Origin of the sequence: Bacillus sp. C30 (genome assembly GCF_040838255.1) — a bacterium.
Taxonomy (GTDB): Bacteria; Bacillota; Bacilli; order Bacillales; family Bacillaceae_G; genus Bacillus_A; species Bacillus_A mycoides.
Map to the genome: position 1 here is coordinate 22,236 of NZ_JBFPJH010000013.1, position 15,029 is coordinate 37,264.

The window sequence follows — 15,029 nt, forward strand, 5'->3', positions numbered from 1 at the left end:
TCTCTCCCTTATTCTTCTAAAAACCATTCTGGGATTTTTTCTTCTAATTTACGAAGAGCGCGTCCGCGGTGACTAATCGCATTTTTCTCATCCGAATTTAGCTCAGCCATCGCTTTTTTATATTCTTCTACATAAAAAATCGGATCGTATCCGAAACCATTTTCCCCGCGGCGCTGTTCTAGAATTTTCCCTTCGCACGTTCCGTTTACAATAACCGGCTCTTTATCCACTTCAGGGAAAGCAACTGCTAGCGCACAGTAAAAACGAGCTGTACGTTTTTCTAAATCGACGTCAGTTAACCCTTGTAACACCTTATCTATATTCGCCTGATCATCTTTCGGCTCTCCAGCAAAACGAGCTGAATACACACCTGGTTTCCCGTTTAAGGCATCTACAATAAGACCAGAGTCATCCGCAATTACGATGGAATTCAACTGTCTACTAAGACTGTCCGCCTTTAAAATTGCATTTTCTTCAAATGTTTCACCAGTTTCTTCGACTTCTTCAATATGAGGAAAATCGTGTAAAGATTTCACTTCTAAGTCAAATCTCTCAAATAACTCAGCAAACTCACGTACTTTCCCAAGATTTTTCGTCGCTACAACAACTTGCTTCATATTTTCCACCTCTACTCTATATGAGATACGATGTCACCTAACGCTTCTTTTTGCTTTTCAACAAGTTGGAAAATCCCTTGTTCAGCAGCATCAAGTAATTCATTTAATTCAGCTCTGCTAAACGTCGCTTCTTCTCCAGTTCCTTGCACTTCAACAAACTGACCTTTTCCAGTCATAATAACGTTCATATCAACGTCTGCTTTAGAATCTTCAGCATAATTTAAATCTAAAACAACACCTTGTTCTTCAACAACACCTACTGACGTTGCCGCTAAATAATCTTTCACCGGAATTTTAGATACTTTTTCTGCTTGCAATAATTTTTCAAAAGCTAATACCATCGCTACATAAGCACCTGTAATAGAAGCTGTTCTCGTTCCGCCATCCGCTTGAATTACATCACAGTCAATCCAAACCGTTCTTTCGCCAAGCGCTTCTAAATCAACAACCGCACGTAATGCTCGTCCAATTAAACGCTGGATTTCCATTGTGCGCCCTGTTACTTTCCCTTTACTTGACTCCCTGATTGTACGTTGCTCTGTCGCACGTGGAATCATTGAGTATTCTGCTGTTACCCAGCCTTTTCCTTCTCCGCGCATAAACGGCGGTACACGCTCTTCAATTGTCGCTGAACAAATTACCTTTGTATCCCCAACTTCAATTAGTACTGATCCCTCTGGATGTTTTAAATAATTTGTATGAATATGTATATGGCGTAGCTCTGCTTTTCCTCTACCATCTACTCGCATAAAAATAACCCCCTCATAAATACTCTCATTAGTATAGCCAAATTTAAATGTACGATATGTATAACAATAAAAGAAGGGGAACTCAAAAAGCAATTCCCCTTTCTTACATAAGTATATCAAATTATTCGCGATTAAAAACTACCTGTATTCACGTTTTGTGGACGATCAACAGGTTTTATTAACTTTTCACCTTTCTCATCCATAAGATTTGCTTTCCCATTCACTTCAATAGAAACATTTTTCACACCTTGTTTTTCCGTTAAAGATAAGACTAACGATTTCAACACATAATTTGAAATCATGTTTTTGTCTGGGTTCACAAATATATTTTCATTAAAGTTTAATGTAATATTTCCGTTCTCCACTTTTGGATTCGTAATAAGCTTAGCTCCTGGATTAAAATCATTTAGTAGCGACCCTTGAATCGGACCTTTTACAAGCTCATCCACAATTGCCGAGTAATCATTTTCTTTTCCTTCTGCAACGCGCCTTGTTACCGGTACGTAATATTGCTGCTTATTATTATTTTGCGCCATAAAGTAAAGTGTAACCGGTTTTGTATGCGTCACATCTGCTACTTGTTCATCATCAAAGTTAATTCCATTCGCACGACTTACACCTTCACCAAGCGGTGTACCCGCAACAGGCATCTTAGCTAACTTTTCACCATTTATTTGGAACTGCACTTGTTTTATTTCTGTAAATTGAGTCAAAGTCCACGCTACTGATTCAACAATTTGACGTTCTTCTTCTTTTGAATAATTTTTCATTTCTTTAGAGAAATCAATTACTGCTGTCCCGCCTTTTTTCAAATTCAAGGTCATCGTCGTATTCGCTGGAAGGACTGCTCGAAATCCATTTGGCAATAAATTTGTAACTGGTCCATCTTTCACAAGATACCCTAACGTTTGCTGGACAACTTCATTCGCTTTCGGAGTAGGCATTGCAATAGTTTGCGGTACGACATATCCATTTTTATCAACGAGGTATAACTCTCTATTTACTGTTTGCCCTTGTTTATCTTTTTTAGCAGTTTCTTTCTTTTCACCTTCTGTATACGTAACTTTTTTTGGCGGATCAATTTGTTCTGTCGCTTTCTCTTGATTTAACAAGCCACACCCTGATAATAAAATCGCACTCACAGTAGCACCAACAACCCATTTAAAAGTGGATTTAGGCATGCCATTCCCCCCTAAAATCTAAGTTTGTACTATTATGTATACGAGCTGTTTTCATGTTTTAGAACAAGCTATGGCTACTTATACAGAAAAAACCCCTGATTTCTCAGGAGTTCTCTTATATGAATCTACTATTATTCTGTTTCTAAATTGATATGCTTCACATTTTCAATCGGCTGACCGAACCACTTTGATGCAATTTCTTTAAACAGGCCTATTTTACCAGTCGTTAAGAAGAGATGATCACTTTGTTCTTCTCCCTCATTTAGCATCTTACTATGGTATAAAATCGTGCTTACCTCACGCGCTGTTTCATCACCCGAACTAATTAATTGTACTTGATCCCCCATTACCTTTTTAATAACAGGACCTAAAATCGGATAATGTGTACATCCTAGAATAAGCGTATCAATGTCAGTACTTTTCAACGGTTGCAATGTTTCTCTTACAACTTCATACGCCATTTCACTTTCGAAATTCCCACTCTCTACAAGCTCAACGAAAGGTGGGCACGCTAAACTTTCTACCATAACACGGTTATTAATAGACTTTAGCGCCTCTTCATAGGCGCCACTTTTTACTGTTCCAATCGTTCCAATAATCCCAACATGATACGTATTTGTCACTTTTAAAGCTGTACGTGATCCTGGATGAATAACTCCAACTACTGGAATTGGTAATTGTTTCTGCATTTCTTCTAATACAACCGCAGTTGCTGTATTACACGCAATAACTAACATTTTGATATTTAAATCTAATAAATGCTCCGTCATTTCCCACGTAAATTGACGCACTTCTTCACGAGAACGCGGACCATAAGGGCAACGTGCTGTATCCCCTAAATATATAATACGCTCTTTCGGCAACTGACGAATTAATTCCTTCGCTACTGTTAAACCGCCCACTCCTGAATCAATAACACCGATCGCTCTATTCAACTTAATCACCCGTTTTCTCATTCATCATCTTTTATGTTTATCAGTATATTTTACACACTTTAAGTTAGCGAACTTAAAGTGCCCCTGTATAAAAATTTTTATTTGTACCTATATAGATCAGGATCTTTTTTATTTTGCTCCTTTTTTTCATAATTTGCAAGACAGAAAAATAACCGACCTTCTATATAAAAGTCGGTTTCTTCTATATAAAATGCTCATTCAAAATAAAACTCCCGCTACTTTTATTAATAGCGGGAGTTTTATTTCTATATTTTATTTATCGCGTTCTTTATAGCCTTACCTATTTATATATGAAGAATCCTTATCATTCATATGGAGCATGAAACAAACAGAAAAATAGCCGACCTTTTGTATAAAAGTCGGCTGCTTTCTTATAGTTCGAGCTCTCCCATACGAAGAAGCTCAACAACTGCTTGTGAACGTCCTTTAACCCCTAGCTTTTGCATTGCGTTTGAGATGTGATTACGTACTGTTTTTTCACTTATAAACAGTTCACCTGCAATTTCCTTCGTTGTTTTATCTTGAACCAGTAATTCAAATACTTCTCTTTCTCTCTTTGTGAGTAACGGTTTAGATTGATACGCTTTTTCCTTCAACTGGTATAACCCTCCTTGCTTAAGCCAGAGCTGTATATGTGTAAGTTGGGTGTTTATTTAGTCAAGATATTGTATGAACGAAATGTGCAGGTGGTGAATGAAAATGGGCTTTATTTCTTATGTTATTTTAGACTTTTATACAGTGCGTACACTCTTTTTATCCACTTACTTTTCAGTACGCCATATTTGTTCTAGTAATATGCTGACAACTGTACCTACGAACAAACCATTTCCGAATATATATTGCATCACAGACGGCAAGGATTGGAGTGCTCCAGACGGTAAAAACATAACACCACTTCCAAATAATATAGCAACTCCTAAAATCGTTACATTCCTTTCGCTCATTGGCACTTGTTTTATATTATTAAATCCAATTCCAATTAACTGTACGAACGAAGCCATTAAAACGGCCGATGCGACAGCGGATGGCAGAGAGGCTAAGTAGCGGATAATACTTGGAAACAGCGACATACCGACTAATAGTACACATGCAAATAAGAATGAACGCATGTACTTTTGATTTGTTAAACGTATGAAACCTGCCGTTGCTGGTAATGGAACGACACCTACAGTTGAAAACAAAGAGGAAATCATATGCGAAATCCCTCCGACCCACGTACCATTTCTCAACTGTTTTTGTTCAATAGTCGCTTTATGAATCGTAGCTTGATTGATTGCTATAATAGCTGCCACTGTATTTGAAACTAAAATACATACCATAACGAAACTTGATACAGCCATACCTGTATTCCATTTTGGAATTCCCCACGCGAATATATGTGGAAGTTGCACAAAATGAGTTACTTGAGATGGGATCGTCACTTTTCCTGCAATGAGAAAAATAATCCAGCCACTAATTAGCCCTATTAAAACCGCATAACTTTTAACAAACCCTTTTGCGAAGTTGGAGAGTATGACTACGAATAAAAATATGCCAAAAGCAATTAATGCTGTAAATCCATCAATTTGAGAAACAGTAGCTGTAATTCCTAGCATTCCTTTTAAAAATACACCACTTAATTGTAAACATAATAAAAGTAAGAACGTCCCTGTCACGAGCGGCGTAAATAAAAATAAAATACGCCCGATAACTCCCGTTACTCCTAGCCCTATTAAAACAACTCCCGCAACCATCATTCCTAATTCTAAAATTTGCAACGTACTATGTAATTGATCCTGCCCTACAGTTGCATAAGCAAGCACGGTAAATACACCAACCCAAGATCCAGCTGGTCCATCCGCAATCGGAAGCTTATGTCCAAGCCATCCTTGTAAAAAAGAAGATATACCAACTACGAAAAACGTACGCTGCATTAAATAAAATACTTCTTCCGTCGTAAGATGAAATAATCCGCCAACGACAATTGGTAGCGCGATTGAGTTTGCTAATAAAAAAATAAACCATTGCAAAGTTCCCATAATATGATTTTGATTATGTTGATTGTCCAAATTTTCCATCCCTTCTAAACCTTCTATCTAGAAACACACTTTATAATATTACGTAGCTTTTCGAAACAGCACCTTTTGTCCCTTCGTTTTCTTCCCATATCCAAACGTCGCAATATAAACTCCACAAACGATAAAAACAGCTCCAATTATTTGAATGGATGTTACACTTTTCTGCAATATAATATATCCAACTATCATCGTAACAAATGGTTCTAAATTTAAAAACATAGCCGCAGTCGACGCCTCCGTTTTTCTCAATTGATTATTCCAAACAAGTGTACAAATTCCATGCATAAGTATTGCTGTTACAATTAGAAGTAACCAACTCTCTAAAGTATACTGCAATGTTATTCGAGAAAACGTAAAAGCAAGGAACGGTAGCATAATTAAAAAACCAAAAGCGGAAGAGAAGAATGTAACAAAAAATATATCATTTCTATTACCCATTTTCCGGATTAAAACAATAGATAAAGAAAATGATAGCATCGTTATAAAAATCCAAATTATCCCTTCTGAAAAAACGAATCTCTGACCAACACCAATAACAAAAAACACTCCAAAAGTAGCAATTCCTCCGCCTATTACTAACTTAACTGTTAACGGTTCGTTTAAAATAAATACCGCTAGAATAGAAGTCATGACAGGAGTAAGTGCTAATATTAGCGCAGCTGTTGTTGGTTCTGCTGTTTGTAATCCTTCATAAAAAGACCATTGATTAATCGCGACACCTATAATCCCAATTAATAATACACTTTTCATTTCACTCTTTTCTATATATAAGCCTTTCTTACACATAATGGCGTACGCCAGAAAAAACAAATTAATACATAACAACCGGAGTGTCGTTAACAAAACCGGGTGAAATGTATTTACTAAAATTGCCCCAAATACAAAATTACTCCCCCAAACTACTACACATATAAAAAGTAATATATATGTACGTGTCATCTATTCCCCCTCCTTTTCTCGTAAAAAAGAAGGATTCCTATTCTATTATTAGGAACCCTTGAAAATGTATATAAAATTTAGGGAGGTACGTAAATTAAATCAATACACCTTGAACATTCTGCAGAGAACCCGCTACTATTTTTCCACCTTTCATCACAGCAGGTCGTTTCGCTCGTCTAGCAATCGCTTCTGCCGAACAAGTAGCTTGTAAGAAAACGAAATCTGCTTCATCTCCTACTTTAGGCCAAATTTGATTTCCCTCTTGATTCAGTGGTGTTTTTCCACCTGTAATATACGCTAAAGAAGACGATAAAGATTTCTCATCAATCCAGCGATACTTTTCTGCTAAACGTCCTACTCTTTCAAAAATATCAGCATTTCCAAATGGTCCCCATGAATCAAACATACTATCACAGCCTAAAGAAACAGAAACACCCTTTTCTGTAAGCATTGGTACCGGTGGCATATTTCTATTAATTGGTACTGTCGTAATAATAGACATTCCTCTTTCAGCTAATAAATCTGCCATATCTGCTCCTTCTTCTTTAGATACATCTCCTAGACTAAATGCATGACTGACAGCGACACGTCCGTTCCATCCAGCATCTCCTGTGAATTGAGCTAATTTTTTAATTGTATAAATGCCTAAATGCCCTGCATCGTGTAAATGTAAATCCACATCCGCATTTGCCTCTACAGCAATTTCCATCATATCAAACAGCGATTTTTCAATATTGTTATCTACAGTCGCCGGATCTACTCCGCCTACTAAAGTTGCACCCATCTTCATCGCTTCCCTCATAAGAGAATGCGCTTCTGTACGAAGTAAACCGTGCTGCGGGAATGCGACGATTTCATATGTAAACGCACCTTTCATATTTTCTAACGTTTGATGTACAGATTCTAAGTTTTTAAGACCGATATACGGATCAATATTTACATGCGTCCGAATGTGAGTCGAACCTGCATTTAAAATGTTACGTAATAACAATTCCGCTCTTTCTCCAGTAGTTTGAGCTAAAATCGGTAACTCCTGCCTTTCTAATTCTAATCTTTCAATAATATTTTTCACTTGTGTGCATGCTTCCCATGGACCACCAAGCCTTGTCTTATCAAGGTGAAAGTGATTTTCCACAAATGATGGAAGAACTAGCAATTCTTTTGCATCTCTCGTTTCATACTCTGTTTGCAGCTGTACATCTGCAAGTACAATCTTTGCAATCTTTCCATCCTGTATAAGTAAATGATGCAAAGCTGTTTCTGTACCTGTAACTATTTCATTATTAAACTTGTAACCTGTTTCTAATCGTACATTCGTTAACCAATACACTTTTTGCATTTCAATCATCCTCTCAAACAAGATTATTTATAGCCATTTTTTGCAAACTTCCAGCAACAACATTCCCTTTATATAAAACCGCACAACGCTCTGTTTGTCTTGCCACGACCTCTGCAGAACATGATGCTTTCGTAAAGACAATATTTGCTTCATCACCTATTTTCGGCCATTGACGATTTCCTTGATCATCTAATATAGATTTTCCACCCGTAATAAACTGGAGTGCATTTCCTAAAGAGCGTTCATCGATCCACCTAAATCTTTCTGCTAGACAATTTGCCTTCTGCAACATATCTCCCGTCCCAAATGGAGACCAGTGGTCAGTAATACTATCGTTACCTAACGACACTTTCACACCTTTACGATTTAATAAAGGAACTGGAATCACATGTCTACTAATCGGAACCGTTGACGTTATATCGATCCCTAATAGCGCAAGCCGTTCAGCCATTTCCTCAGCTTCCTCTACTGATACATCCCCAAGTCCAAGAGCATGACTAATTGTCACTCGTCCTTGCCAACCAGCATCTTCTGTTAATGCTGCCAATCTCTTCATTGTAAATATTCCAAGCTGATCAGCATCATGTAAATGGATATCAATATCTGAATCAAACTCTACTGCAATATCCATAATTGTATTTAATGATTTTTCAATATTACCGTCTACTGTAGCTGGGTCTACTCCACCTACTAAATGAGCTCCCATACGCATAGCGTCTTTTACAAGCCCTACGGAATTACTTCTCAACAAACCGTGTTGCGGGAATGCTACAATTTTCGCTGATAACTTATCTTTATACGTTTCTAGTGCCGCAATCGTTGCTTCTAAATTCCCCAGACCAATTACAGGATCAATATTGCAATGCGTTCGAATATTCGTTGCTCCATTTTCAAGGAGTAATTGCAACATTTTCTTCGCTCTACTCTGTGCAGTTGCTAATTGCTTCGGAAGAATAGTTTGCTCCTCATTAATACGAGTAAATATATTTTTAACTGGTGTACATGCTTTCCAAGGGCCACCATAATACGTTTTGTCGATATGAATATGCATTTCTTCAAATGCTGGTACTGCCAATAATCCATTTGCATCTACTACTTCTCCATCTTGTTTTGATACGATCCCAGGTAATATTTTCATTATCTTCCCATCTTCAATAAACAAACTACAAATTTCCGTTTCTGTACTTGTAACTCGTGATTCCTCATATACGTACCCAGATTCAAGTTTCACATTCGTTAACCAATATGTTGATTTTGTATTCACTCTTCCAATCTCCCTTCGTATCATTAAATTTTCTTACTAAACACATGAAACAACAGTAGACAAAGCGTTCCATCAGTGAAAGATAACACTTTACACTGATGGAATTTTCTATTTTACTGTAGCTCTACACCTTCAAGTCGCAAATAGCCAGATGGATCAATCCAAAATCCTTTTATATTTTTCGTAGTTGCTGCAATATGATTAATTCCTCGAATTGGTACTAACAAAGCATCTTTCAATTCAATTTCTTGCAGCTGTTTATACAAATCTTTTCTCTTAGTCTCATCTTTTTCTTTTCTAGCATCTTCTATTAATTTGTCTACTGCTGGATTGTTATAGAAAAATTGGTTACCAGTTGTACCATGTGAACTGGAGTGGAACAAGTTATATTGGTTATAATCACCATCACCTGTTGCATTTCCCCAACCGCCAACAAACATAGCATGTTCTGATTTATTAGTTGCAGCTAAAAACGCACCATATTCCATTACTTTTATTTCTACTTCAACACCAATCCCTTTTAATTGAGATTGAATTACTTCCACTAGCGACATTCTAACTTTACTGTCATTCGTCCAAATCGTTGTTTTAAATCCATTTGGATAACCAGCTTCTGAAAGTAACTTCTTCGCAGCATTAATGTCATACTTATATCCTTTTACATCTTTCGTATAACCGAATACTTTAGGGGTCATTACGGAATTCACTTCAGTCCCAACATTGTTATATACACCTTTTAAAATCCCTTTCGTTTCAATTGCATGTGCAATTGCTTGACGAACGAGCGGATTATCAAATGGCTTTTTCTGTACATTGAATCCAATGTATTCCACACCTAATCCTTCGTTTTCAATTAACTCCATAGATGGTGAATTCTTCACTCGCTCTACCTCAGTTACAGGTAAATTCTCTGCAATGTGAGCTTCACCAGTTTCAATCATTCCAATACGTGTTGCATCTTCTGGTACTACTTTGAATACAACTTCATCAACCTTTGTTTTTTCGCCCCAATAATTTTTATTCTTCTCAAGGCGAATTTCTTCACCTGGTTTCCATGATTTAAAAGTAAATGGACCTGTCCCAACTGGATGCTGCGCTAAACCTTTTCCTTTCTCATCAATTGCTTTCGGACTTAAAATACTTCCTTCATTACTTGCGAAAATAGATAAAAGAGGTGAATATGGGTATTTCAATACGAACTGTACTGTGTATTCATCAATTACTTTTATTTCTTGGATCATGGAATAAACAGTTGCTCGATTTGAACCTACTTTCGGGTCTAATACACGTTCAAAGTTTTTCTTTACTGCCTCAGCATTAAATGGTGCACCGTCTTGGAATGTCACTCCTTGTTGCAGTTTAAATTCCCAATTTAAATCATCAATTTGTTTCCATTCCTTTGCTAACATCGGCTTAAAATCCATGTTTTTATCCCGTTGTACAAGGTTTTCATAAACTTTATGGTACACAATACTCGCTGAAGGAATGTTTGTAATAAAATGTGGATCTAAATTATCAGCATCTGACAGTCTAGCAATCGTTAAAACGCCACCTTCTTTTGCCCCTTTACTCCCCGATCCTTCGTTGCCTGTCTTCTTATTAGATGAACATCCTGCTAGAAAAACTGAAAGACATAAAATTGTGATAAAGCAAATCACAAATCCCCTTTTGAACCTCATCGCCCTTCCCCCTCCACTTTCTTTTATCTCTACATCATAAAGTGAAACATCATAGCCTTTTCATATGCTCGTAAATTCCCCACACTACCCACCATCCTAATAGTAGATAACAGCCAATCCCCCCTTCAAATAATTTCAATTGCAAATTTGTTTATGTATTTGTAATTATAAATAACTTTGCCAAAAAAGTTTTTAAACATCTTTACCTCTATTTGCACTTTCTTTACTATTTGAATTTTCTGAATTTATTTTAAACATTTTTACTTGTATTTGCATTTTCTTTACTTATTGTTTTAAATCCGTTGACTTAAATGAATTTTCTGATAATTTATTCATAAAGAAAAGGAGGTATGAAAAATGGAAGTTCGTCTTTCTAAAGAAGAAAAAACTTCTTTACAAACGATTCAAACGAAGAACATATCGAAAATGAAAACTGGTTATCGAAAACTACGGAAAAATAAAATGGCATTTATCGGGGGGATTATCGTTCTTTTCTATATTTTAATAGCGTTATTTGCCCCATTATTAGCACCCTATAATCCATTTGACATTCAATTAGTCAACAAGTTACAAACTCCCTCTATGGACCATTGGATGGGAACGGATGATAAAGGTAGAGATATTTTAAGCCGTCTTATACATGGGACACGCCTATCATTACTAGTTGGATTTTCTTCTGTATTTATAGGTGCACTGTTCGGTATTATTCTCGGTATCATTTCTGGTTATTACGGGGGATGGTTTGACACAGTTATTATGAGAATCATTGATATTATGCTAGCATTCCCTGGTATTTTACTTGCCCTTGCTATTGTGGGTGCTCTAGGACCAAGCCTTATGAATGTAATTATCGCTATTGGATTTTTCTCAATACCAATGTTCGCTCGTATCGTTAGAGCTTCTACATTAACAGTAAAAAAACTGGAGTATATCGATGCTATAAGAGCTCTAGGGGCAAGTGATTTCACCATTATTATGAAGCACATATTCCCTAACATTTTATCACCTATTATTGTCCAAGCCACTTTACGCTTAGCTACAGCGATTTTATCTGCTGCCGGATTATCATTTTTAGGTCTCGGAGCGCAACCACCTTCACCTGAATGGGGAGCGATGTTAAGTAATGGACGTGACTTTTTATTTACTGCACCACATATCGCAATGTTTCCAGGAATCGCAATGTCTACACTTGTAATCGGTTTAAACATGTTTGGTGACGGATTACGTGATGCACTAGATCCGAGACTTAAAAAATAGAAAGGGGCAGTATACATGCTAATGTTTATATTTCGTAGAATGCTACAATTAATTCCCGTTCTTTTCGGCGTTGTATTCGTTGTGTTCTTAATTATGCAAATGGTACCGGGTGATCCAGCCCTCCTTATCGCTGGTGAAGGAGCATCTAAAGAAACTGTCGAACAAATACGTCACCAATTAGGATTGGATAAACCATTTATCATGCAATATTTCTCTTATATTGGAAACATATTACAAGGTGATTTCGGGGTTTCGATTCGTTCAAATCGCCCTGTACTAGACGAAGTATTAATACGCCTACCAATCACCATTGAACTCGCATTATGTAGTATCGTCATTACGGTAGTAATTGGTATGATAGCTGGAATCATCTCCGCTACGAAGCAATATTCTTGGACAGATGTTTCTATTATGATTATCGCTTTATTAGGTGTCTCATTGCCGAGTTTTTGGTTTGGACTTATGCTCATTTTTTACTTCTCTGTCCAATTTCAAATATTCCCCGTTTCTGGTTGGGGAACTTGGATGCACATGATTCTACCAGCTCTCACACTAGGGGCATCTGGTGCAGCAATTGTAGCACGTATGACCCGCTCAAGTATGCTTGATGTCATACGTCAAGATTATATACGAACAGCAAGGGCAAAGGGAGTAAAAGAAAGAGTTGTTATATATAAACACGCTCTGAGAAATGCATTAATTCCTGTTATTACAGTTGTCGGGCTACAATTTGGAGCTCTTTTGGGCGGCACAGTTTTAGTAGAATCTGTTTTCGCTATAAATGGACTTGGAAGATTAATTGTCGACGCCATTCGAATGAGAGATTTACCAATGTTACAAGGGGGCGTCTTAATCGCATCTGTTATCTTCGTACTAGTCAATCTTATTGTTGATATTTTATACCGTTATTTCAATAAACGCATTGAGCTAAATTAAGGGGGTGCACAAACATGAATAAAAAGGAAGAAGTGCTACATGTAACAAATTTAAAAACGCATTTCTTTACAGACGAAGGTGTAAGTAAAGCTGTTGATGGTTTGAATTTCTCTGTTTCCAAAGGAGAAACCCTTGGAATCGTCGGGGAATCTGGGTGCGGGAAAAGCATTACTTCCCTATCAATTATGAGATTAATCGATCGAGAAAGTGGCAGTAAAATAGAAGGTAATATTTTATTTAAAGGTAAAAATTTATTACAGCAAAGTGAAGCAGAAATGCGTACTATTCGTGGCAATCAAATCTCAATGATTTTCCAAGAACCAATGACATCATTAAATCCAGTGTATTCTGTTGGTGAACAAATCGCTGAAGCGATTCGCATTCATCAAAAATTAAATAAAAAGGAAGCTTGGAATAAAGCTGTCGATATGCTGAAGCTAGTCGGCATCCCTTCTCCTGAAAAACGTGCAAAACAAGAACCTCATGAACTAAGCGGGGGAATGCGACAACGTATTATGATTGCAATGGCACTCGCTTGTAATCCAGATTTGCTCATTGCAGATGAACCAACAACTGCCCTTGATGTAACAATTCAATCCCAAATATTAGCGCTTATGAAATCTCTTCAAACCCAACTAGGTATGGGAATCATCATGATCACTCATGACTTAGGAGTCGTATCAGAAACATGTGATAGAGTTGCAGTTATGTACGCTGGAAAAATCGTGGAATACGCAGATGTCGAGCATATATTTACTAGCCCAAAGCATCCCTATACAATCGGTCTTCTTCAATCTCTTCCAAGACTTGATACAGACCAAGAAGAACTACAAACTATTCCAGGTTCCGTACCAAGTCCATACCATATGCCAAGCGGGTGTCGCTTTGCTGATCGATGCACACATGCAAAAGAACTATGTCGCACTGCTCTTCCAGAACTTCAAATGACACAAGACGGAAGCGAAGTTCGGTGCTGGATGTATACAGACCTTTGGAATAAATCATTTGCGGAAGAATTGGAGGTATTATAAAATGTCTACTACTACGAAAGCAAATAAACAAGAGTTATTACAAGTACAAAATTTAAAACAATACTTCCCTATAAAAAGGGGTATTCTAGGGCGATCTATAGACTACATTAAAGCAGTTGACGATATTAGTTTTACAGTTTACGAAAAGGAAACTGTCAGTATTGTAGGTGAATCTGGATGTGGGAAGTCAACTACTGGGCGTGCAATACTACGCCTTGATACACCGACTAGTGGAAAAATCGTATTTCAAGATAAGAATTTACTAGAATTAAATAAATCGGCAATGCGAAAAGTTCGAAAAGATTTACAAGTTATTTTCCAAGATCCATTTGCTTCTTTAAACCCTCGGCAAACTGTAGGCAGCATTTTAGAAGAAGCTATGTCTATTCAAAACGTATGCCAAAAAGAACAGCAAAAAGAAAAGGTTATTGAATTACTCGGTAAAGTTGGTCTTCCACCTGATGCAGTAAAACGCTATCCACATGAATTTAGTGGTGGCCAACGTCAAAGAATTGGTATCGCTCGTGCCTTAGCTGTTAATCCAAAGCTCATCATTTGTGACGAAGCTGTATCCGCTTTAGATGTTTCAGTACAAGCACAAGTTTTAAATTTATTAAAGCAATTACAACGACAATATGGATTAACATACTTATTCATCTCTCACGATTTAGCTGTCGTTCGTCACATCTCAGATCGCATCATCGTAATGTATCTTGGCACCATTGTTGAAATCGCCGATAAACATTCTCTTTTTAACAATCCGCAACACCCTTATACAAAAGCACTTCTATCTGCGATTCCTACTATTAGTGCAGGCACAAAAAAGGAACGTATTGAACTTAAAGGAGACCTTCCCTCTCCTTTAAATCCCCCAAAGGGCTGTCGTTTTCATACTCGTTGTCCATATGCAATCGAACAATGTACAACAGAGCAACCTAGTTTTCAATCTATAAGTGAAGATCACAAAGTAGCATGTCACATCATTCGAATCTGAATAATAGAAATATTTTCAACATTTTAGTAT

General features: G+C 37.0%; 14 protein-coding genes. 4 read left to right on the forward strand and 10 right to left on the reverse strand.

What is annotated here, in order from left to right; genetic code table 11:
* Positions 1-8: 8 nt before the first annotated feature.
* From AB3X49_RS03170 to AB3X49_RS03215, 10 genes are all read right to left on the reverse strand, one after another.
* Entirely contained in the window at positions 9-617 is a 609-nt protein-coding gene (locus AB3X49_RS03170; RefSeq protein ID WP_002088834.1) for an XTP/dITP diphosphatase, read from the reverse strand.
* An 11-nt stretch (positions 618-628) separates the two neighbouring features.
* Positions 629-1,366: a ribonuclease PH gene (gene rph, locus AB3X49_RS03175; protein ID WP_002015340.1), complete on the reverse strand. Its 738-nt coding sequence runs from the start codon at positions 1,364-1,366 to the stop codon at positions 629-631.
* A gap of 131 nt (positions 1,367-1,497) precedes the next feature.
* Positions 1,498-2,547, reverse strand: coding sequence for a GerMN domain-containing protein (locus AB3X49_RS03180; RefSeq protein ID WP_367960474.1), 1,050 nt, complete (start codon positions 2,545-2,547; stop codon positions 1,498-1,500).
* Positions 2,548-2,678: 131 nt separating this feature from the next.
* Positions 2,679-3,491, reverse strand: coding sequence for a glutamate racemase (racE, locus tag AB3X49_RS03185; protein WP_002015338.1), 813 nt, complete (start codon positions 3,489-3,491; stop codon positions 2,679-2,681).
* Positions 3,492-3,874: 383 nt separating this feature from the next.
* Entirely contained in the window at positions 3,875-4,099 is a 225-nt protein-coding gene (gerE, locus tag AB3X49_RS03190) for a spore germination transcription factor GerE (protein WP_000659484.1), read from the reverse strand.
* 165 nt (positions 4,100-4,264) lie between these two features.
* Complete coding sequence (locus AB3X49_RS03195) at positions 4,265-5,560, reverse strand: purine/pyrimidine permease (RefSeq protein WP_367960477.1); 1,296 nt, start codon at positions 5,558-5,560, stop codon at positions 4,265-4,267.
* 39 nt (positions 5,561-5,599) lie between these two features.
* Positions 5,600-6,499: a DMT family transporter gene (locus tag AB3X49_RS03200; RefSeq protein ID WP_367960480.1), complete on the reverse strand. Its 900-nt coding sequence runs from the start codon at positions 6,497-6,499 to the stop codon at positions 5,600-5,602.
* A gap of 94 nt (positions 6,500-6,593) precedes the next feature.
* Complete coding sequence (locus AB3X49_RS03205; protein WP_367960483.1) at positions 6,594-7,838, reverse strand: amidohydrolase family protein; 1,245 nt, start codon at positions 7,836-7,838, stop codon at positions 6,594-6,596.
* A gap of 13 nt (positions 7,839-7,851) precedes the next feature.
* Positions 7,852-9,102 carry an amidohydrolase family protein gene (locus AB3X49_RS03210; RefSeq protein WP_367960486.1) on the reverse strand — a complete coding sequence of 417 codons (1,251 nt, stop codon included), beginning with the start codon at positions 9,100-9,102 and terminating at the stop codon, positions 7,852-7,854.
* A gap of 113 nt (positions 9,103-9,215) precedes the next feature.
* On the reverse strand, positions 9,216-10,781 hold the full coding sequence (locus tag AB3X49_RS03215; protein WP_367960488.1) for a glutathione ABC transporter substrate-binding protein: 1,566 nt from the start codon (positions 10,779-10,781) through the stop codon (positions 9,216-9,218).
* Positions 10,782-11,138: 357 nt separating this feature from the next.
* Here AB3X49_RS03215 and nikC point away from each other — a divergent pair, with 357 nt between their 5' ends.
* The 4 genes from nikC to AB3X49_RS03235 are packed head-to-tail and all read left to right on the forward strand — an operon-like array spanning position 11,139 to position 14,999.
* Complete coding sequence (nikC, locus tag AB3X49_RS03220) at positions 11,139-12,038, forward strand: nickel transporter permease (protein WP_367960490.1); 900 nt, start codon at positions 11,139-11,141, stop codon at positions 12,036-12,038.
* Between the two features lie 15 nt (positions 12,039-12,053).
* Positions 12,054-12,974, forward strand: a complete 921-nt coding sequence (gene nikB / locus AB3X49_RS03225) for a nickel ABC transporter permease (RefSeq protein WP_367960492.1) — start codon at positions 12,054-12,056, stop codon at positions 12,972-12,974.
* Between the two features lie 14 nt (positions 12,975-12,988).
* A complete protein-coding gene (locus AB3X49_RS03230) occupies positions 12,989-14,005 on the forward strand; it encodes an ABC transporter ATP-binding protein (protein ID WP_367960494.1) in 1,017 nt (338 codons plus the stop codon).
* Position 14,006: 1 nt separating this feature from the next.
* Positions 14,007-14,999, forward strand: coding sequence for an ABC transporter ATP-binding protein (locus AB3X49_RS03235; RefSeq protein WP_367960496.1), 993 nt, complete (start codon positions 14,007-14,009; stop codon positions 14,997-14,999).
* Positions 15,000-15,029: the final 30 nt, after the last annotated feature.